At 66.2% G+C, this 19,213-nt stretch carries 14 protein-coding genes, 2 tRNA genes and 1 pseudogene; 11 read left to right on the top strand and 6 right to left on the bottom strand.

The genetic code is table 11. The annotated features are described in order from the left end of the window. Window positions 1-18: 18 nt before the first annotated feature. Window positions 19-1,638 (top strand): annotated as a pseudogene (locus KP010_RS20250) (recombinase family protein); the annotation flags it as partial. Here KP010_RS20250 and KP010_RS20245 read toward each other — a convergent pair. Beyond that, window positions 1,609-1,698: transfer RNA gene (locus KP010_RS20245), tRNA-Ser, on the bottom strand. The pseudogene KP010_RS20250 and the gene KP010_RS20245 overlap by 30 nt on opposite strands. Before the next feature lie 200 nt (window positions 1,699-1,898). Here KP010_RS20245 and KP010_RS20240 point away from each other — a divergent pair. The 3 genes from KP010_RS20240 to KP010_RS20230 all read left to right on the top strand — a co-directional run bounded on the left by KP010_RS20240 (window position 1,899) and on the right by KP010_RS20230 (window position 6,318). Further along, window positions 1,899-3,038, top strand: a complete 1,140-nt coding sequence (locus tag KP010_RS20240) for a lysine-2,3-aminomutase-like protein (protein WP_142861816.1) — start codon at window positions 1,899-1,901, stop codon at window positions 3,036-3,038. A 100-nt stretch (window positions 3,039-3,138) separates the two neighbouring features. Then, entirely contained in the window at window positions 3,139-5,754 is a 2,616-nt protein-coding gene (locus KP010_RS20235) for a DUF3772 domain-containing protein (protein WP_246659720.1), read from the top strand. A 51-nt stretch (window positions 5,755-5,805) separates the two neighbouring features. After that, complete coding sequence (locus tag KP010_RS20230; protein WP_108915898.1) at window positions 5,806-6,318, top strand: CAP domain-containing protein; 513 nt, start codon at window positions 5,806-5,808, stop codon at window positions 6,316-6,318. A gap of 4 nt (window positions 6,319-6,322) precedes the next feature. Here the strand turns inward: KP010_RS20230 and KP010_RS20225 are convergent, their stop codons facing one another. Continuing rightward, window positions 6,323-6,511, bottom strand: a complete 189-nt coding sequence (locus KP010_RS20225; protein WP_108915899.1) for a hypothetical protein — start codon at window positions 6,509-6,511, stop codon at window positions 6,323-6,325. A gap of 138 nt (window positions 6,512-6,649) precedes the next feature. Here KP010_RS20225 and KP010_RS20220 point away from each other — a divergent pair, with 138 nt between their 5' ends. The 3 genes from KP010_RS20220 to KP010_RS20210 all read left to right on the top strand — a co-directional run bounded on the left by KP010_RS20220 (window position 6,650) and on the right by KP010_RS20210 (window position 10,043). After that, window positions 6,650-7,705 (top strand): DUF2336 domain-containing protein, encoded by a 1,056-nt coding sequence (locus KP010_RS20220; RefSeq protein ID WP_142861814.1) that lies wholly within the window; start codon window positions 6,650-6,652, stop codon window positions 7,703-7,705. A gap of 180 nt (window positions 7,706-7,885) precedes the next feature. After that, window positions 7,886-8,293, top strand: a complete 408-nt coding sequence (locus tag KP010_RS20215; RefSeq protein ID WP_108915901.1) for a bacteriohemerythrin — start codon at window positions 7,886-7,888, stop codon at window positions 8,291-8,293. 127 nt (window positions 8,294-8,420) lie between these two features. After that, the gene (locus KP010_RS20210; protein ID WP_142861813.1) at window positions 8,421-10,043 is read left to right on the top strand and encodes an ABC-F family ATP-binding cassette domain-containing protein; all 1,623 of its coding nucleotides are present in this window, start codon (window positions 8,421-8,423) and stop codon (window positions 10,041-10,043) included. A gap of 12 nt (window positions 10,044-10,055) precedes the next feature. On the opposite strand, the gene KP010_RS20205 is transcribed toward KP010_RS20210, so the two are convergent. Both KP010_RS20205 and KP010_RS20200 read right to left on the bottom strand, forming a co-directional pair. Next, window positions 10,056-11,105: an alpha/beta hydrolase gene (locus KP010_RS20205; protein WP_185966396.1), complete on the bottom strand. Its 1,050-nt coding sequence runs from the start codon at window positions 11,103-11,105 to the stop codon at window positions 10,056-10,058. 167 nt (window positions 11,106-11,272) lie between these two features. Beyond that, on the bottom strand, window positions 11,273-12,517 hold the full coding sequence (locus KP010_RS20200) for a dicarboxylate/amino acid:cation symporter (protein WP_246659719.1): 1,245 nt from the start codon (window positions 12,515-12,517) through the stop codon (window positions 11,273-11,275). A gap of 84 nt (window positions 12,518-12,601) precedes the next feature. On the opposite strand from KP010_RS20200, the gene KP010_RS20195 reads away from it, so the two are divergent. Then, on the top strand, window positions 12,602-13,771 hold the full coding sequence (locus tag KP010_RS20195; protein WP_142861810.1) for a GGDEF domain-containing protein: 1,170 nt from the start codon (window positions 12,602-12,604) through the stop codon (window positions 13,769-13,771). Window positions 13,772-13,851: 80 nt separating this feature from the next. Next, window positions 13,852-14,562, top strand: coding sequence for a hypothetical protein (locus tag KP010_RS20190; RefSeq protein ID WP_142861809.1), 711 nt, complete (start codon window positions 13,852-13,854; stop codon window positions 14,560-14,562). Window positions 14,563-14,581: 19 nt separating this feature from the next. On the opposite strand, the gene mfd is transcribed toward KP010_RS20190, so the two are convergent. Both mfd and KP010_RS20180 read right to left on the bottom strand, forming a co-directional pair. Next, on the bottom strand, window positions 14,582-18,103 hold the full coding sequence (gene mfd, locus KP010_RS20185; protein ID WP_142861808.1) for a transcription-repair coupling factor: 3,522 nt from the start codon (window positions 18,101-18,103) through the stop codon (window positions 14,582-14,584). Window positions 18,104-18,118: 15 nt separating this feature from the next. Next, window positions 18,119-18,409, bottom strand: a complete 291-nt coding sequence (locus KP010_RS20180) for a succinate dehydrogenase assembly factor 2 (protein ID WP_185966395.1) — start codon at window positions 18,407-18,409, stop codon at window positions 18,119-18,121. Window positions 18,410-18,625: 216 nt separating this feature from the next. Between KP010_RS20180 and KP010_RS20175 the strand changes: the two genes are divergently transcribed. Then, window positions 18,626-18,700: transfer RNA gene (locus tag KP010_RS20175), tRNA-Gly, on the top strand. 200 nt (window positions 18,701-18,900) lie between these two features. Continuing rightward, window positions 18,901-19,107, top strand: coding sequence for a hypothetical protein (locus tag KP010_RS20170; protein WP_216281413.1), 207 nt, complete (start codon window positions 18,901-18,903; stop codon window positions 19,105-19,107). The last annotated feature ends 106 nt before the right edge of the window (window positions 19,108-19,213 follow it).

Genomic DNA, 19,213 nt, shown 5'->3' with positions numbered 1-19,213 from the left:
GAGAAGGAGACTGCCATCATGACCGTGCCGCTACGCGCCGCCCTCTATCTGCGCGTCTCGACGGCGCGGCAGGCCGAGCATGATGTCTCGATCCCCGACCAGAAGCGGCAGGGCGATGCCTATTGCGCCTCGCGCGGCTATCAACTTGTCGAAACTTATGTCGAGCCGGGCGCTTCGGCGACCAACGACCGCAGGCCCGAGTTCCAGCGCATGATCGAAGCGGGCACGTCGAAGCCCGCGCCGTTCGATGTCGTCGTGGTCCATTCGTTCAGCCGGTTCTTCCGCGACCACTTCGAGCTCGAGTTCTACGTTCGCAAGCTCGCCAAGAATGGCGTCAAGCTGGTGTCGATCACGCAAGAAATGGGCGACGATCCCATGAACGTCATGATGCGGCAGATCATGGCCCTGTTCGATGAATACCAATCCAAGGAAAACGCCAAGCACGTCATGCGGGCCTTGAAGGAGAACGCCCGGCAAGGTTTCTGGAACGGCTCGCTTCCCCCTATCGGCTACCGCGTCGTCGCGGCCGAGCAGCGCGGGGCCAAGACCAAGAAAAAGCTGGAGATCGACCCGCTCCATGCCGACACGGTGCGGCTGATCTATCGCCTCGCGCTGGAAGGCGACGGGACCACCGGCCAGATGGGCGTGAAGAACATCGTCAGCTACCTCAACAGCCGCCGCATCTTCACGCGCGACGGCGGGCGCTGGGGCATCGGACAGGTTCACCGCATCCTGACGCGCCGCACCTATATGGGCGAGCATGAGTTCAACAAGCGATCCAAGACCAAGGAGTTGAAGCCGGTCAGCGAGATCGTCACGGTTCCGGTCCCGCCGATCATCGACCGCGAGACGTTCGACACCGTGCAGGCGTTGCTCAAGGCCCGTAACCCCAAGGTCATGCCATCCGCCGTCATCAGCGGCCCGACCATGCTCACCGGCCTGATCCATTGCGCCAAGTGCGGCGGGGCCATGACCATCCGCACCGGCAAGGGCGGGCGCTACCGCTATTACGCCTGCTCGATGAAAGCCCGGCAGGGGCCGACCGCCTGCGAGGGGATGGCTGTGCCGATGGACAAGCTGGACGATCTTGTCGCCGACCACCTCGAACGCCAGCTTCTCCAGCCCGAGCGGCTGGAGACCATCCTCGCCAGCGCCCTCGATCGCAGGCAGGAGCAATCCGAGCGCCGCTGCGAGCATATCGCGGAACTCAACAAGCGCGCCGCCGAATCGGAACTGCGTCTGAAGCGCCTCTACGACGCCATCGAGGCAGGCGTGGCCGACATCGACGATCCGGCGCTCAAGGACCGCATCAACGGTCTCAAGGCCATCCGCGATCAGGCCAAGGCCGACGCTGAGCGGGCGCAGGCGATGCTCGACAACTCGGGCGCCAAGGCCATCACCCCGCAAATGGTCCGCACCTTCGCCAAGACAGCGCGCCAGCGCATCCGCCTCGAAGGCGGCGGCTACCGCCGTGATCACCTCCGCGCGCTCGCCCAGCGCGTCGAGGTGGCAGACGGCGAAGTTCGGATCATGGGATCGAAGACGCGGCTACTTCAGGCGCTCACCGCGAAAAACGGCGTAAACTCAGTGCCCACTCAGGGACTGAAGTGGCGGAGGGAGCGGGATTCGAACCCGCGATACGGTTTCCCGTATACACACTTTCCAGGCGTGCGCCTTCAACCACTCGGCCACCCCTCCGTAAATCCCGGCCGGCTCAGATTCGGCCTCGGATCGGCGCGCACTATATTCACAAGCCGCCAGAGTGCAAATCATTCCGTAAGTCGTCCGCGCTCAAACTTTCGGCTCCCGCCCAGTCGCGCCCGGAAAACAGCGACGCTCGCCGATTCAGCGGGCGCAGCCCCATTGCGACGCGCGGATTCGGCCGTATAAGCGGCCAGATGACCGAGGACAGAGCCCGTTATCGCGCGGAGCGCGGCGAGGAAACGAATCAGGAGCCGTCCCACGGCTTCGGATCGCCCGCCCGCAATGAGGCGGAGGCGACGCTCAAATCCGTGGCCGATCTGGTCGCCGCCGGGCTCGTGGATCCGGCGGGCGCGGAAGCGCTGCGCGCCGTCGAGGCCCGCTATAGCGTCGCCGTGACGCCGGAAATCGCCGCGCTGATCGACCGCGCCGACCCCGCCGATCCGATCGCCCGGCAATTTCTGCCGGACCCGCGCGAGTTGGAAACGCGCCCGGAGGAGCGCTCCGATCCGATCGGCGACGACGCCTTCAGCCCGACCGAAGGGCTGGTGCATCGCTATCCCGATCGCGTGCTGCTCAAGCTGCTCTCCGTGTGCCCGGTCTATTGCCGTTTCTGCTTCCGCCGCGAGACCGTCGGCCTCGGCAAGGGCGCGACGCTCTCCGACGAGGCGCTGGCGCGGGCGCTGACCTATGTCGCGGAGCGGCCGCAGATTTTCGAGGTCATTCTCACCGGCGGCGATCCGCTGGCGCTCTCGGCGCGACGTCTCGCCGCAGCGGCCGAAAAGCTCGCCGCCATTCCCCATGTCGCCGTGCTGCGCATCCATACGCGCGCGCCGACCGCGGCGCCGCGCCTCGTGACGGCGGAACGGCTCGCGGCGCTGAAGGCGAGCGGCAAGGCCGTCTATATGGTGATGCATGTCGATCACGCGCGCGAGCTCTCGGCTCCGGCGCGCGCGGCCGTCGGCCGCATCCAAAGCGCTGGGATTTCGACGCTGGCGCAGACCGTGCTGCTCGCCGGCGTCAATGATGCGGTCGATACTCTGGAAGAGCTGATGCGCGCTCTGGTGCGGGCGCAGATCGAGCCGTACTATCTGCATCATCCCGATCTCGCGCCCGGAACCGGGCATTTCCGCCTCTCGCTGGAGCGTGGGCGCGCGCTCTACGCCGAGCTGGCGCGGCGGCTCTCGGGAATCGCGCTGCCCTCTTACGTTCTCGACATTCCCGGCGGCTTCGGTAAGGTTCCGCTCCAGCAATCGCATCTGGAGCAGGACGAGGACGGCGGCTGGCGCGTCCGCGACCGCGCCGGAGGGCGGCATCGCTACCCGGCGGGAGACTGATAGTCCCGCGCGAGCAGCGGAACTCTCGCCGCCGCCGCAAGATTGGCGAATTTTTCGTCTCATTGCTCATATGGCTCGTCTCACCACCGAAAGCTCCGCCTTGCGCCGGTTTCTCGCCCTCTGCCTCATCCTCTTCGTCACGAGCGCTGCCTTCGCCGCCGAGCCCTCCTCCTCGCTGGAGCAGTTCAACGCGCGGCTCGACGTCGCCCGCGCGACGCTCGACGAGGTGGAGGCGGCCCTCGCCGATCCTTCGCTCAACGACGCCACGCTCAAGAGCCTGCGCGATCGGGTCGATGCGCTCCCGGCCGAGCTGCAGGATGTGGTCGAGCGGCTGACGCCGCGCCTCGCGGCGCTGCAGGCGCGGCTCGACGAGCTCTCGGGCCCCGCTAAGCCCACGAGCGAGACGAAGGAGGCTCCAGCCGCCGCGCCGGTTCCGGCTCCGGCCGAGGCTCCGCCCAAGAAGGAGGAGCCCGCCCCGGGCAAGGGAGCGCGCGCGCCCGGCAACGGCCGGGCGGTCATCGCCAAGGCCTCGGCCGAAATGCGTTCCTCGCCCGCGACCAGTCCGGCGCCGGCTCCGGCCGTGGACAGCGGCTCGCTGGCGACGGCGAGCGTCAACGCCGAATGGGCGGAACAGAAAAAGCTCTATGAGGAGGTGGACGCGACGCTGAAGCGCGCGCGTGCGCTGTCGATCGAGACGCGGCAGACCGCTCTGGCGATCCGCGCGCGGCAGCGGGCGCTCTTCGCCAAGACGCTGTTCCTGCGCACCAGCGGGCTGTTCTCCCCTGCTCTGTGGAGCGCCGCTCTGCAGGAGCTGCCCTATGACGCCAAGATTTTCGGCCTGCTGCTGGAGCAGCGCGGAGAGGCCGTCTCGGCGCGGCTGCGCAATGGGCAGATCGAGACTTTTCTGGCGACGATATTTTTCACGTTGCTGCTCGGCGTCCCGGCGCTTCTCTTCGCCCGCCGCTTCTCGAAGCGCGAGGCCGAGGTCGAGGCGCCGGATCGGTTCCGCAAGGCGGCGGCGGCGTTGACGACGACCATTGTGACCGCAGCGCTGCCGATCGCCATCGTCGCGGCCGTCGCTTTGGCGCTCGACGGCTTTCAGCTCGAGGACGCCGTTCTCGCGCCCCTCGGCCGGCGACTGTCCGAATCCGTGACTTTCGTCGCTGTTTCTTATGGGCTGGCGCGCGGACTGCTGGCGCCGGGCCTGCCACAATGGCGGCTCGTCGGCTTGGGCGATCGACTCTCGCGGCGGATGCTCTATCTCGCGGTTCTCATCGGCTTCGTCGCCGCGGCGACGCGCGTTCTGGAGCAGATCGCCGAATTCGTGCAGGCGAGCCTTCCGGTGATCGTGCTGACGCGCGGCGCCGGCGCCTTGTTCATCGCCATCGTCTTTCTCATCGTCACCGTGGCGACGCGCCATGAGACATGCGAGGGCGACCCCGGCGCCGATCTCGACGGGCGCGACCGGATCTATGCCCTTCGTCTGCTCGCCTGGGTGGAGATCGTCGTCATCACGGGCGCGCTGGCGGCGGGCTATGTCGCCTTCGCCAATTTTCTGGTGTTGCAGCTCGCCTGGCTCGCGGCGGTCGGCACGGCGCTCTATCTGCTGCTCGCCTTCGTCGAGACCGGCCTTCAGCGCCTCTTCCAGCCGGAGACGCCGCTCGGGCGGACCCTCGTCTCCGGTTTCGGCGCGAGGCAAGAATCGCTCTGCCAGCTCGCTGTGGTGTTGACCGGCGTCGCGACGCTCGGCCTCTACGCCTTCGCGCTCTTCGTCGCTCTGGTCCCTTACGGTTTCCAATCCGGCGATTTCTTCGGCAATCTGCAGACCGCCTATGCCGGTTTCAAAATCGGCGAGGTCACCATCTCGCCGGCCGGAATGGCGACGGCGCTCGCCCTTTTCGCGCTCACTTACGGGGCGACCAAGGCGTTGCGCCGCTGGCTCGATCAGCGCCTGCTGCCGCTGACACGGCTCGACATGGGCCTGCGCCATTCCATCGGCGCCAGCCTCGGCTACGCCGGATTCATTCTGGCGGTCGCCGTGGCGCTGGCCGAGCTCGGCCTCAGCCTCGAGCGGCTCGCCATCGTCGCCGGCGCGCTGTCGGTCGGCATCGGCTTCGGCCTGCAATCGATCGTCAATAATTTCGTCTCCGGCCTCATATTGCTGTGGGAGCGGGCGATCCGCGTCGGCGATTGGGTCGTGCTCGGCGAGGAGCAGGGCTATGTGAAGCGCATCAATGTGCGCTCCACCGAGATCGAGACTTTCGACCGCGCCACGATGATCGTGCCCAATTCCAATCTCGTCTCCGGCGTCGTCAAGAATTGGCTGCGCAACGATCGCATCGGCCGCATCAAAATCGCCATCGCCCCGCATTCGGGCGTCGATCCCGAGCAGATCCGCGAGCTTCTGCTCGCCGCCGCCAAGGCGCAGGACGGGCTGCTGCGCATTCCGGCGCCGCAAGTGATGTTCCTCTCCATGGAGCAGACGGCCTTCCGTTTCGAGCTCTGGTGCTATGTCGAGGATGTCGAGCAGGCGACGCGGGTGAAGAGCGATCTGCTCTTCGACATCTACCGCCGCTTCGCCGAGGCGGAGGTGAAGATTTCCGCCCCCGCGCCGGCGCCGGCGGTGGTGCAGGTGATGGGGCTGGAGCCTTTCGCGCCCTCGCCGCGCGCGCTGGAGAGCGGACGCGAGCGGGACTATGCGGTGGCTGGCGAATGAGTGTAGAAGGCGCGCGCATTCCGTTTCGTTCCACTCACAGACGAAAGCCGCATGTCTCGCTCCCTTCGCTTCCTCGCGCCGGCCGCGGCGCTTCTCGCGCTCGCCTCTTGCACGAGCGAGAGCCGCCTGCCGAAAGAGCCCGAGCAGCCGAGCTTCTATCGCTCGCTCGCTGCGCCGAACGCGCGCGTCGACGCGCAGGCGGCGCGGGAGATGATCTCGCTCTATCGCGGCAACAACGGGCTCTCGGCGCTGGCGCTGGACCCCACATTGCAAGAGGCCGCGCAGGCGCAGGCGAGCGCCATGGCGAGCGCCAATTCGTTGAGCCATGAGGTGCGCGGAACGCTGGACATGCGCCTCACCGCGCGCGGGATGCGCAGCGTCAGCGCCGCGGAGAATGTCTCGGCCGGCTATCACACGCTCGCCGAAGCTTTCTCTGGATGGCGGCAGTCGCCGCCGCACAATAAGAATTTGCTGATGAAGAAAGCGACGCGTATGGGAATCGCGACCGCCTATGCGCCCAATGCGAAATACAAGGTCTATTGGGCGCTGATTCTCGCCGACTGAGGCGTCACGCCCGGCGTTTGCGCTTGCGGCCGCCGCTCGACGCCTTGCCGCCGCCGCCCGGCGTTTTGGTCGCCGCCTCCTCCGGCCGCACATAGCGCACGCCCAGAAAGAAAAGAATTTGCGCCTCGCCGACGATGGGCGGCGCAGCGGCCGCCGGTCTCGCCCTCGCGGAAAAATCTATCAATTCGCCCATTTCATCGCCCCCGCAATGAAGCGCGCAAATCGCGCGTCAGGTCGATGGCGCGATTAGGGGACGCCGAGGGTTAATGTTGCGTCAATGTCCGCACGCTAATATCGCCGATCGTGTATTTAGTTTGCGATTGGTGCGTATATGCCACGAGGCGAAAGCGAAAGGCGGAAGGCCGAGGCGGTCCTGTTCCGCGAGATCGTCGACCAGTTCGTCGCGCGTCCGCTGCATCCGGCCGCCGATGTCGAGCAGTTCGAGACGCTGGTCGGAGGCTTCATCGAGATGCTCGACGCCGATGTGGTGGCCGAGCGGGCTCTGGAACTGTGTCGCCATCCGGACACGCCGCGCGGGATCATCGCGCGGCTTCTCGACAAGGGCGGGCGCGTCTCGCGCATCGCCATAGAATATGCGCCGTCGATCCACGCCGGCCTCGTCCGCGCGCTGGCCGAGCATGGCTCGGCCGAGCTCGCCATCGCCATCGCCCGCCGCTCCTCTCTCGAGCGCAAGATCGCCGCCGGCCTCGCCTCGCGCGGCGAGAGCGAGGTGCTCTGCGCGCTCGCCGCCAATCGCCGCCTGCATCTCGATCAAGCGGCGCGGCGCTCGCTGCTGCAGGCCGCGCGCGACGATCTGCGGCTCGCCCGCATATTGCTGGACCGCGCCGATCTCGCGCTCGACCCGGAGGCGCTGTTCCTCGCCGCCGACGCCGGCGAGCGCTCGCGCATTCTGCTGGAGGCGGCGACGCGGGCGCTCGTCTCCAACGGGCCGGAATATGTCGCGCGGCCGACGCCGGCGCTGGCCGAGGAGATCGACGCCTGCGCCCTAGCCCGCGATTTCGAGGGACTGGCCGAGGCGCTCGCGGAAGCGCTCGACTGCCGCAAATCGCGCGCGCGCGCCATTCTCGCCGACAAGGGCGGCGAAGCGCTGGCGCTCGCCCTTCTCGCGCTCGGCGTTTCGGAGGATACGGCGATCCGCATCTTCTTGGGCGCGGATCGCGAGGCCCCGGATGTGGAGCGCATACGCTCGCTCGTCGCGCTGATGCGCTCGACGCCGCCGCGCGCCGCGCAGAGGCTCGTCGCCGCGATGACCGGCTCGCTGCGCCAGGAGAAGGAGCGCGCCGCCGCCGCATCCGCGCGCCCTGGCGCCGTGGAGCAGAAGCGCAGGCGCAAACAGAAGAGCCAGACGGCCAAAGCGCAGGCGTGAAGCCGCGATGCCAGCCTTCAGGCCCGCTCTCGTCTCGCCCTTAAGGCCGCATCATGCCGCAGCGGCGATTCGTCCTTTATTGACGCCCGTCAACGACGCGCGGCGACACGACCTTTACGCGACTCTTCGTTCGGTCGCGGCGCGCCTCGATCGAACCAATCATTCGATGGAGGAAAAGGCATGTCGCTCATCACCTGGACGCCCGAGCAATTCGCCACCAACGTCTCCAAGCATGACATAGAGCATCAGGAAATTTTCAGACTGCTGAATGTTCTCGGCGATTCGGTCGCGAGTGGCGACCGCGACGCCGTCGGCCGCGACCTCGACGCGCTCATCGCTTATGTGGCCGAACATTTCGCCTCGGAAGAAGCGAATTTCGAAGCCTATGGTTATCCCGCCTATCCGGGCCACAAGGCCGAGCACGACAAGCTGGTCGCCGCCGCGCTCGATCTGCAGAAGAAATTTCACGCCGGCGAGACGGAAGTGACCGCCGATACGGCGGCCTTTCTCGTCGGCTGGCTGACCGATCATATTCCGAAGATCGACAAGCTCTACGGCTCCTTCCTCAATGAGAAGGGCGTGGCGTAAATCGCGCTCGCTTTTCCTCTCCCCGCGCCGGCGGGGAGAGGACGAATTCGCCCTCTACCCGCCCGGTTTCGGGAATCCGCCTCGCTATGTCATAAGACCCGCGCAATTCACAGATAAGCGCGCGGACATGATACGCCTCGAGAACATCAGCAAGCAGAACGGCCAGCAGCTCCTCTTCATCGAAACGTCGGCGGCGCTGCTTCCCGGCGAGAAGGTCGGACTGGTCGGCCCCAATGGCGCCGGCAAGACGACGCTCTTCCGCATGATCGCGGGCCAGGAGCGGCCGGATGAAGGCCAGGTGTCGGTCGATCGCGGCGTCACCATCGGCTATTTCAACCAGGATGTCGGAGAAATGGCCGGCCGCAGCGCCGTCGCCGAGGTGATGGACGGCGCCGGCCCGGTGAGCGCCGTCGCCGCGGAGCTCGCCGAGCTGGAGGCGGCGATGGCCGATCCTGATGCGGCGGAGAATTTCGACGCGATCCTCGAGCGCTATGGCGAGGTGCAGGCGCGTTTCGAGGAGCTGGATGGCTATGCGCTGGACGGGCGCGCACGAGAGGTGCTGGCGGGCCTGGGCTTCTCCCAGGAGATGATGGACGGGGATGTCGGCGCGCTTTCCGGCGGCTGGAAAATGCGCGTCGCGCTGGCGCGCATTCTCCTGATGCGCCCGGACGCCATGCTGCTCGACGAGCCGAGCAACCATCTCGATATCGAAAGCCTGATCTGGCTCGAAGGATTTTTGAAAGGCTACCCCGGCGCGCTGCTGATGACCTCGCATGATCGCGAGTTCATGAATCGCATCGTCGACAAGATCATCGAGATCGACGGCGGCTCGCTCAACTCCTATTCCGGCGATTACGAATTCTACGAGCGCCAGCGCGCGCAGAATGAATTGCAGCAGCAGGCGCAATTCGAGCGGCAGCAGGCCATGCTCGCCAAGGAGATCAAGTTCATCGAGCGCTTCAAGGCGCGCGCCTCGCACGCCGCGCAGGTGCAGAGCCGCGTGAAGAAGCTCGACAAGATCGAGCGCGTCGAGCCGCCGCGCCGGCGCCAATCGGTCGCTTTCGAATTCGCCCCGGCGCCGCGCTCCGGAGAGGAGGTGGCGACGCTCTCGCGCGTCTCCAAGCGCTATGGCTCGCGCAGCATTTACGAGGGGCTCGATTTTCAGGTGCGGCGCAAGGAGCGCTGGTGCGTGATGGGCGTCAATGGCGCCGGCAAATCCACGCTGCTGAAGCTCATCGCCGGCACCGCCAAGCCGGACGAAGGCGCGGCGGCGCTCGGCGCCAATGTGAAAATGGGCTATTTCGCGCAGCACGCCATGGAGCTGCTGAACGGCGAGCACAGCGTCTTCGAGGCGCTGGAGGACGCATTTCCGCAAGCGGGGCAAGGCGCGCTGCGCACGCTCGCCGGCTGCTTCGGCTTTTCCGGCGACGATGTGGAGAAAAAATGCCGCGTGCTCTCCGGCGGCGAGAAGGCGCGGCTGGTGATGGCGAAAATGCTCTATGACCCGCCGAATTTCCTGGTGCTGGACGAGCCCACGAACCATCTCGATCTCGGCACCAAGGAGATGCTGGTCGAGGCGCTCGCGGCCTATGAGGGCGCCATGCTGTTCGTCTCGCACGACCGGCGCTTTCTGGCGGCGCTCTCCAATCGCGTGCTGGAGGTGACGCCGGAGGGCGTGCATCAGTTCGGCGGCGGCTATACGGAATATGTCGCCCGCACCGGGCGCGAGGCGCCGGGCGTGCACGGGTGAGCATGGCCTCGCTCAGCGCGCGAGATGCTGGTCGAAAAAGGCTTTCATCTTGGCGACGGCGAGGCGCGATTCCGGCGCGTTCGGAATCTGCCCCTGGAACACATGCGGCATTCCTTCATAGACGTCGAGCTTGGCGGTCCCGCCCGCCGCTTCGATCGCCTGATACAGCCGCACCGAATCGCTGAGCAGAATTTCCCGCGTGCCCGCCTGAATGAGAGCGGGCGGAAAGCCTTTCGCGAAATCGCCATGGACCGGCGAGACATGAGGATGCGCCCAATCCTTCTCGTCCGCATAGGCGAGCATGGCGTTTTTGATCTGGCGCTCATAGGATATGATCGGATCGGCGTCGCGCAGCGTGACGCGCGTGTCGGCGGCGTTGCGGAAATCGGCCGTCAGCGACCATGTCGCCACGGCCCCCGGCAGGCCGAGGCCTTCGTCGCGCATTTTCAGCGTCGTCGCGACCGCGAGATTGCCGCCGGCGGAATCGCCGAACATGGCGATGCGCCGCATTTGCGCGCCGCCGGCGAGCAAATGCTTCACGACGGCGACCACATCTCCGGTGATCTGCGGCCATTTCGCCGCAGGCGCGAGGCGATAATCGACGATGACGATGCGACGGCGAAAGACGTGCGCGAGCTTCGCCATTCCCTCGAGCGCGCCGCGCGCGTCGAAAAACACGAAGGCGCCGCCATGGAGATAGACGACGACCGATCCGTCATCGACGAGCCCATTCGGCGCAATGTCGAAATAAGAGACGCCGTCGGTCTCGATCCGCGACACGGCGACGCCCTTCGCCCGCACGGCCGCGAGATCGACCTCGCGCGCCGCAGCGGCCGCCGCCTGCAGCCGCGTCCAGCCGTCATGATCGCCGGGCTCCGGCAAAGTGGGGATGACGGCGTGATCGCCGCCGATTTTCGCCAGCAGCCGCTGGCCGTCCGTCGAAATCGTCTCGGGAACCCAAGCATAGGCGGAGGCGCGGGCCGGATCGGCTCCCGACGTCGGCCGCAGCAGCGCGACCAGTAGTAGTCCGGCCGCAGCGCAATGTGCGAGCGATTCCTTCAAGGTCCCTCTCCGATCGGAGGACGGGCGAGGCCCGCGCGCTGCACAGTGCCTCGAATATTTTTCCGGTTCTTTGCTCGACCGCGGCGACTGTTTCCACTCGGCGACTTGTCGGCGCCGATTGAAAGGGCGCTGTTTCTCGAAGGACGAGCGAAGCGTCGGGCGCCGCCTCAGGAAGCTTCCCGCGTTTCCTCCTTCACCTTCCCATCCAGCAGGCAGCTCACCGTTACATCGCCCATCACATTGATCGCGGTGCGGCAGCGGTCCAAGAGCCAGTCGATCGTCAGCAGCAGCGCGATATAATCCGTCGGCAGCGCGACGGCGCGAAACACCATGGTCATGGTCACGAGGCCTGCCTCTGGAATGCCGGCCGCGCCCACGGAGGCGACGACCGAGGTCAGCACCACCAGAATCTGCTGCGTGAAGGTCAGATGCATTCCCAGCAATTGCGCGACGAAGAGCGCGGCCATCGCCTCATAGAGCGCCGTGCCGTCATTGTTGAAATTGGAGCCGATCAGCGCGCCCATGCTGGCTGATCGCTCGCGCAGGCCGACGCGTTCGCGCAGCAGCTCATAGGTGAGCGGCATGGTCGCCGTGGAGCTGCCGGTCGAAAAGGCCATCAGCAGCGCATCGCGCACGCCGGCGACCACATGCAGCGGGTTCGCCCAGGAGCCGAGCCATATGCGCAGCGCATAATAGAGAAATTGCAGCGCCAGCGCCGTCAGCACGGCGATGAAAAATTCGCCGAGCGCCAGAAAATCCCGAAAGCCGCTGACGCCGACGATGCTGGCGATGAGGCCGAAGACGGCGAGCGGCACGACGTCGATGATCCAATGCAGAATGGCGATGAGGCTCGAAAGCGCCACATGCACGAGATCCTCCACCGTGCGCACTTCGTGAGTCCGCAGTCCGCGCAGCGCGACGCCGAAGGCGACGGCGATGAAGATGACGCCCATCACCGCGCCATTGTCGCCGAAAGGCCCCAGAATGCTCTTCGGCACGCTGTCGAGAAATTGCATCAGCGGATCGGCCGCACCGCCCGAAGATTTCGCCGGCGCGCCGGGAGCGGCCGTCGTCCAGGCGCCCGGCTGCAGCACATTGGCCACCGCGAGTCCGATGAAGATCGCCGCCAGAGTATTGGTGAGGAGCAGAGCGACGAGGCGCAGCGCCTGCCCGCCGGCGAGATGCGCGCGCATGAGCGCCTGGACGATGGCGAGCAGGATCAGCGGCGGCGCCAACGCGCCCAGCAGGCGCAGGACGAGCTTGGCCGGCGTCTCGAGGATATGCGCCGAATCGCCGAGCGCGAGGCCGGCGACGACGCCGAGCGCCACGGCGACGATGATGCGCGCATAGAGCGGTATGGCGCGCCAATGCGCGATGAGGCCGGTCGTCGTCTCTCTCTCATTCGATCGCAATCTTTCGTCCTCCAGTGATCGCCGACATGAAAATGACGCGAATTGTCAACCTTATAGGTCTATTCCCGGCGTCTCGGGAGACCTATGCTCGGCGCGTCCTACGCTCTCATCGTCAATATCATGATCGCGGCGCTGTTCGCTGCGAGCTTCGCCTTCGTCGCTCTGGCCAATCCGGCCGACCGCCGGGCGTTGTGGTTCGCCGCGAGCTATATGCTGGGAATGGTGGCGCCGCTGAGCCTTTTCGTCATTCGCTTCGGCCTCTGGCCCGATTTCTTCGGCGCCCTGAACTATGTCGGCTTTTGCGCGGGCCTGTTTTTGATGACGGCCTCTCTCGCCCGCTTCTACGATCGCGGCCCGCGCTGGAGCGCGGTCGCCGGGCTCTATTGCGCGGCGCTGCTCAGCGGCGCGGCGATCGGCGAATGGCCGCAAGACAGTCTCGCCTTCAACCTCGTCTATCAGACGCCCTATGCTCTGGCGACCGCCTGCTGCGGCTGGATCATCCTGCTCGCGAGCCGACGCGGGGCGCTCGAAATCGCGCTCGCCGGCCTCTATGGGGTGATCGCCGCGCATTTCATCGCAAAGCCCTTTTTCGCGACGGCCTACGGCGTCGGCCGCACGTCGAGCGAATATGTCGCGAGCTCCTACGCGATCGTCTCGCAATCGGTGACGGGCGTTCTGCTGATCGCGGCCGGGCTGCTCACCTTGCTCCTGGTCGCGCAACGGGCGATCTCCGAGGCTCGCCGCGCGGCGGAGACCGATCAATTGACCGGGCTGTTGAACCGGCGCGGATTCGACCTCGCTTGCGCGCCTTTGCTGGCGCGCGTCCGCGCCGAGGGCGATCCGGCGACGGTCGCCCTCGTCGATCTCGATCATTTCAAACGGATCAACGATCGATTCGGCCATGCGGTCGGCGACGAGGTCTTGAGATATTTCGCCGCGCTGCTGCGGCTGACGACTCCCGAAGGCGCGCTCGTCGGCCGCCTGGGCGGAGAGGAATTCGTCGTTTTCCTGGATGGAGCGCCGCGCGCGCAAGGGCGGCGCGTCGCCGAGATGATCCGGCAGGCGGCCGCGCTGCATGTCACGCCGCGCCTACCCCCGATCACGGTCAGCATAGGCGTCGCCGAAATCGCCGAGGATGAAACCTTCTTCCAAGCGATGCGCCGCGCGGACGAAGCGCTCTATCGCGCCAAGACGCTGGGCCGCGATCGCGTCTGCGTCGCCCGCCGGGCGAGCCTGAAGGAAATCCATAGCTAGACGAAAGTCGATCATCGCGCCGCCTTTCTTCGGCCGCTATATAGTCGCCGCACCACGTCGCATCGAAAGGCCGAGCCGGCATGATCCGCGGAATAACCCTTTCTCTTCTCGCACTCGCCTCTCTCGCCTCCGCCGCCCCCGCCGCGGAGCTGAAATCGCAATACACGTCTCTCCAGAACTGCCCCGCCGTCGATCGGCTGAAACTCGCGAATCGGACGCTGGAAAAGAGCGACAGGACCGCGATTTTCCGCTGCGCCGGCGTCGGCGGCTTTTCCGTCTATGTCGTGGACGATGATCCGCGCAGCTTCCTCGTGCTGGAGCGCGGCAAAACGCTCTATTCGCTGGAACGGCCCATGGCCTCGGCCTTCTCGCTCGGCAATTTTCCCAATGTCACGGGCGCGAAACAGGCCGAGTGGCGGCTCGATCCCACCGGCGCGCCCGCGGGGCTGATCGTGCGCATCGCCTATCAGCGCGCCGACGGCGCCGCGGCCTCCACGCTCATGGTCTTCGATCTGCGCGGCGAGCCCATGGTCATCGGCGCGGCGAAGACGAATGAGGAGGCGCGCGACCTGATCGACGGCGCGCTCGTCGCCAGAACGCTGGAGGAAAAGCTGTCGCGCGAATGCAATGCGATCTATGTCTCGCTCTGCAAGGGATTTCCGCCCGGCCCGGAAATGCTCGGCGCCTGCTTCGACGCGCGGCCCGAGATCGCCAACGAGGTTCCGCAAAAATGCGTCGCCGATTTCCAGACCAATGTGGAGAATTATCACGAGGCCAAGGGCGGCCATTGACCGAGGCCGCGCGACGAGATCACGCCGCCTTCTTCTTCTCCGCGATCGACACCAGCGTGCGCAATATGCGGCGCGCGCCCTCGAGCCGGCTCTTCATATCGGCGAAATCGCGGATGAAGACGATTCGCATATCCGGGCGCACCTTGGCCTGCGCGCTCGGCTCCATGATGAAGCGCGCGAGGCCGGCGGGATCGGCGAAATTGCCGTCGCGGAAGGCGATGATGACGCCCTTCGGCCCCGCCTCCAGCTTCTCCACATGCGCTCTTCGGCACAGCGCCTTGATGGCGACGATCTTGAGCAGCAGCTCCACTTCCGGCGGCGTCGGGCCGAAACGGTCGATCAATTCCGCCGCGAAGGATTCGATGTCCTGATCCGTCTCCAGCGTCGAGAGACGCCGATAGAGCTGCAGGCGCAGAGTGAGGTCCTGCACATAATCTTCCGGTATCGTCACCGGCGCGCCTATGGCGATGGTCGGCGACCACGCCTCCTCCTCCGGCTCCTCTATGCCGGCCTTCAGCAGCGTGATCGCATCGCCGAGCATCTGCTGATAGAGTTCGTAGCCGACCTCCTTGATATGGCCGGACTGCTCCTCGCCCAAGAGATTGCCGGCGCCGCGAATGTCGAGATCGTGGCTCGCGAGCTGGAAGCCGGCGCCGAGCGTGTCGAGGCTCTGCAGCACTTCGAGACGCTTCTGCGCTTGCGGCGTGATGGTCTTATTGGCGGGCGTGGTGAACAGCGCATAGGCGCGCGTCTTGGCGCGGCCGACGCGCCCGCGCAGCTGATAGAGCTGCGCGAGGCCGAACATATCGGCGCGCCAGACAATGAGCGTATTGGCCGTCGGAATGTCGAGGCCCGATTCGACGATGGTCGTCGAGAGGAGAATGTCGAATTTCCCCTCGTAGAAAGCCGTCATGCGCTCTTCGAGATCGCCGGCCGCCATTTGCCCATGCGCCATGACGAATTTCGCCTCCGGCACGGCCTCGCGCAAAAATGCGGCGGCGTCCTCCAGATCTTCGATGCGCGGACAGACGAAGAAGGCTTGTCCGCCGCGATAGCGCTCGCGCAGCAGCGCCTCGCGCACGATGAGCGGATCGAAGGGAGAAACGAAGCTGCGGACGGCGAGGCGATCGACCGGCGCGGTGGCGATGAGCGACAATTCGCGCACGCCGGTCATGGCGAGCTGCAAAGTGCGCGGAATGGGCGTCGCGGAGAGCGTCAGCACATGCACCTCGGCGCGCAGCTCCTTCAATCGCTCCTTATGGCCGACGCCGAAGTGCTGTTCCTCGTCGATGATGACGAGGCCGAGATCTTTAAAAGAGATCGCCTTGCCGAGCACGGCATGTGTGCCGACGGCGATGTCGACGGTTCCGTCCGCAATGCCCGCTTTGGCGAGGCGCATGTCGGAGGCGTGAGTCATGCGCGACAATTGCGCGACGCGAATCGGCAGGCCGGAGAAGCGCGTGGAAAACGTCTTGTAATGCTGGCGCGCGAGCAGAGTCGTCGGCACGACGACCGCCACTTGTCGGCCGTTGATCGCCGCGCAAAAGGCGGCGCGCAGCGCCACCTCTGTCTTGCCGAAGCCGACATCGCCGCAAACGAGCCGATCCATCGGACGGCCAGAAGCCAGATCGTCGAGCACCGCCTCGATCGCCGCGGCCTGATCCTCCGTCTCGTCATAGGGGAAGCGCGCGCAAAATTCGTCGTAGAGCCCTTCCGGCGGGACGAGCTTGGTCGCCTGCCGAAGACTGCGCTGCGCAGCGATCGCGATGAGGCCCTTGGCCATCTCGCGAATGCGATTCTTCATCCGCGCCTTGCGCGTCTGCCAGCCGACGCCGCCGAGCTTGTCGAGAACGGCCTCCGTATCCTCGGAGCCGTAGCGCGTCAGCAGCTCGATATTCTCGACCGGCAGATAGAGCTTGTCGCCGCCGGCATAGTGAATCTCGAGGCAATCATGCGGCGCGCCGGCGGCGGTGATCGTCTCGAGGCCGATGAAGCGGCCGATGCCGTGATCGACATGCACGACGAGATCGCCGGCCGAGAGCGCCGCCACCTCGCCGAGCAGATTCTCCGTATGCTTGGTCTTGCGCCGGCGGCGCACGAGGCGGTCGCCGAGAATGTCCTGCTCGCCGAGAATGGCGAGGCCTTCCGTCTCGAAACCATGCTCGACGCCGAGCACGGCGAGCGCCGCCGCGCCCTTGCCGAGCGCCAGAGCGGCGGGAAGAGAGGACACCGTCTTCAGATCGCGCAATCCATGCTCGGCGAGCACGCTGCCGAGACGCTCGCAGGAGCCGTCCGACCAGCCGGCGACGACGACGGTCCTGCCGGCGCCGCGCAGCGCCTTCACATGCGCGACGGCCGCCTCGAACACATTGGCGTTCTCGTCATTGCGCTCGGGCGCGAAATCGCGGCCGGCGCGGGCGGCGCAATCCACTGTCTCGTTGCCGGCGCCGTCGGGCGCGGCGAAGGGCGAGAAGGTCGCGAGGCTGCGGCCCTCGAGCTTGCCGCGCCATTCCTCTATGGTGAGATAGAGCTGGTCCGGCGGCAGCGGCTTGTAATTGGAGTCGGCCGGCGCCGCGTCATAGGCGAATTTGCGGGCGTCGTAATAATCGGCGATCTGCGTCAGCCGCTCGCCGGCGGCCTCCTCGACCAGCGGATCGAGCAGCAGCGGCGCCTCGCCCACATAATCGAAGACGCTGCCCATGCGCGCATAGAACAGCGGCAGCCAATGCTCGGCGCCCTGATGGCGGCGGCCCTCGCTGATCGCCTCATAAAGAGCGTCGCCGCGCGTCTGGCCGCCGAAGCGCGTGGTGTAGGCCTGGCGAAAGCGCCGCATCGTGTCGCTGGTGAGGCGCAATTCGCTCATCGGCACGAGATCGAGCGAGCGCAGCTGCCCCGTGGTGCGCTGGCTCTCGGGATCGAAGCTGCGAATCGATTCGAGCGTGTCGCCGAAGAAATCGAGGCGGATCGGCCCCGGCATTCCCGGCGCATAGAGATCGACGATGCCGCCGCGCTGGGCGTATTCGCCGGTCTCCCGCACGGTGGAGGAGCGCAGAAAGCCGTTTGTCTCCAGCCACAGCGCCAGCTCGTCGAGACGCACCACATTGCCGGGCGCGGCGGAAAAAGTGTCGGCGGCGACATTTTCCAGCGGCGGCACGCGCTGCAGCAGGCAGTCCACCGTCGCCATGACGACGCGGGGCCGCTCGGCAGAGGATTTGGAGCGGGCGAGGCGCGCCAGCGCCGTCATGCGGCGGGCGGAAACGGCGGCGTTGGGCGAGACGCGATCATAGGGCTGGCAATCCCAGCCGGGAAAATCCAGCGCCTCCACTTCCGGCGCGGCGAAGCGCAGCGCCTCGCGAAAGGCCGCCGAGCGCTGCGCGTCACGCGCCACATGGACGAAGACGGCCGGCCGCCCTTCCGCGACGCGGACCAGCGCGCGGGTGAGATCGGCGGCGACGAAAGCGTCGAAACCGTCCGGGACATTCACGAAGCGGAGCTTGTCGCCTTTTTCCAGGCGGGCGACCGCGGATTTGAGATCGGTCATTTCGGGAACATGCTCTCAAAGATCGAGCGGCTTCTCATGCGTATGGAAAGCCGCGATCCGGCGGAAGAGTGGCGTGTCGTAGCAGGCGGGAACCGGCGCGGCGCGCGACAGCCAGCGAAAAACCTCGTCGTCCTGCGCGTCCAGCAACGCTTCGAGATCGTCGAGCTCGGCCTCGGGCAGAGAGTCGATCGTCGCGTCGACGAAACGGCCCATCAATATGTCCATTTCGCGCATACCGCGCCGCCATGCGCGAATTCTTATGCGCCGGCGGCGAATGTCGGGATCGTCTCGGGTCGAAGCGCTCAAGGGCGGAAATCCGCTCGCGGAGGGACGGAGTACAAGAACTCGCGCGCCGGGCCGCCCCTTCGGGCGCCGGCGCGGAGCCAGAGGAATTAGCGCAGCCGGCGGGGAAAAGATAGTCATCCACAGCCTGTGCGAAGCCGTTCGAGATCGTCGCCGAGACAGTTGCAATCACGCTTCGATTGCGGCATAAGGGCCCCGTCGCGTCGCCGCGACATGGATGCGGGTGTAGCTCAGGGGTAGAGCACAACCTTGCCAAGGTTGGGGTCGAGGGTTCGAATCCCTTCGCCCGCTCCAGTTTTAACGCGGTAAATCAGAGCGTTATGAGAAGGCCGCCGCAAGGCGGCCTTTCGCTTTTCCGGCATGGTGTCCACATGGTGTCCACCATAGTGAAGGCGAGGTGCCCCGCTTTACAAAACAGCGAGAGAAGTCGTGAATCGGCTGCCGAGCTACGCGCCGTTGACTGCTGGTCGCCTCACCTGGCGCGGGCGTAGCTAATGGCCGACCTCACCGACTTGGTCGACGCCGTGGAGCAGGTCTGGCGTATCCCGCCGCCTGGCCCGGCGAATCTTCTCACCGATCCGCGGTTCCTAACCCTCGCCGACATACTCGCGGCGCGATGCGGCGGAGAGAAGGTCGCCTTTTCCCTCTTCAACGCCCTCCGCAATCTCGGGCTGCCCTGCGCCATGAGGTCGAGCGTATAGCCGTCGGTCGACGGCAGCGGCGCGATCGCCGCTGCGCTCGAAGGCACCATCTCTGTTGATTTCCACTGAGAGCTGACCCAGGCAGCACGAGTTTTTCCACCGAGAA

It is taken from the genome of Methylosinus sp. KRF6, assembly GCF_018887255.1.
GTDB classification, from domain to species: domain Bacteria; phylum Pseudomonadota; class Alphaproteobacteria; order Rhizobiales; family Beijerinckiaceae; genus Methylosinus; species Methylosinus sporium.
The sequence above is the reverse complement of the archived record's forward strand: the minus strand, read 5'-3'. Positions and strand labels throughout refer to the sequence as shown.

Coding starts and splice junctions, on each gene's coding strand:
- KP010_RS20215 (WP_108915901.1), top strand. CDS start 7,886: ATGTCGCTCATCACCTGGACGCCCGAGCAATTCGCCACCAACGTCTCC.
- KP010_RS20240 (WP_142861816.1), top strand. CDS start 1,899: ATGACCGAGGACAGAGCCCGTTATCGCGCGGAGCGCGGCGAGGAAACG.
- KP010_RS20195 (WP_142861810.1), top strand. CDS start 12,602: ATGCTCGGCGCGTCCTACGCTCTCATCGTCAATATCATGATCGCGGCG.
- KP010_RS20210 (WP_142861813.1), top strand. CDS start 8,421: ATGATACGCCTCGAGAACATCAGCAAGCAGAACGGCCAGCAGCTCCTC.
- KP010_RS20230 (WP_108915898.1), top strand. CDS start 5,806: ATGTCTCGCTCCCTTCGCTTCCTCGCGCCGGCCGCGGCGCTTCTCGCG.
- mfd (WP_142861808.1), bottom strand. CDS start 18,103: ATGACCGATCTCAAATCCGCGGTCGCCCGCCTGGAAAAAGGCGACAAG.
- KP010_RS20190 (WP_142861809.1), top strand. CDS start 13,852: ATGATCCGCGGAATAACCCTTTCTCTTCTCGCACTCGCCTCTCTCGCC.
- KP010_RS20220 (WP_142861814.1), top strand. CDS start 6,650: ATGCCACGAGGCGAAAGCGAAAGGCGGAAGGCCGAGGCGGTCCTGTTC.
- KP010_RS20225 (WP_108915899.1), bottom strand. CDS start 6,511: ATGGGCGAATTGATAGATTTTTCCGCGAGGGCGAGACCGGCGGCCGCT.
- KP010_RS20170 (WP_216281413.1), top strand. CDS start 18,901: ATGGCCGACCTCACCGACTTGGTCGACGCCGTGGAGCAGGTCTGGCGT.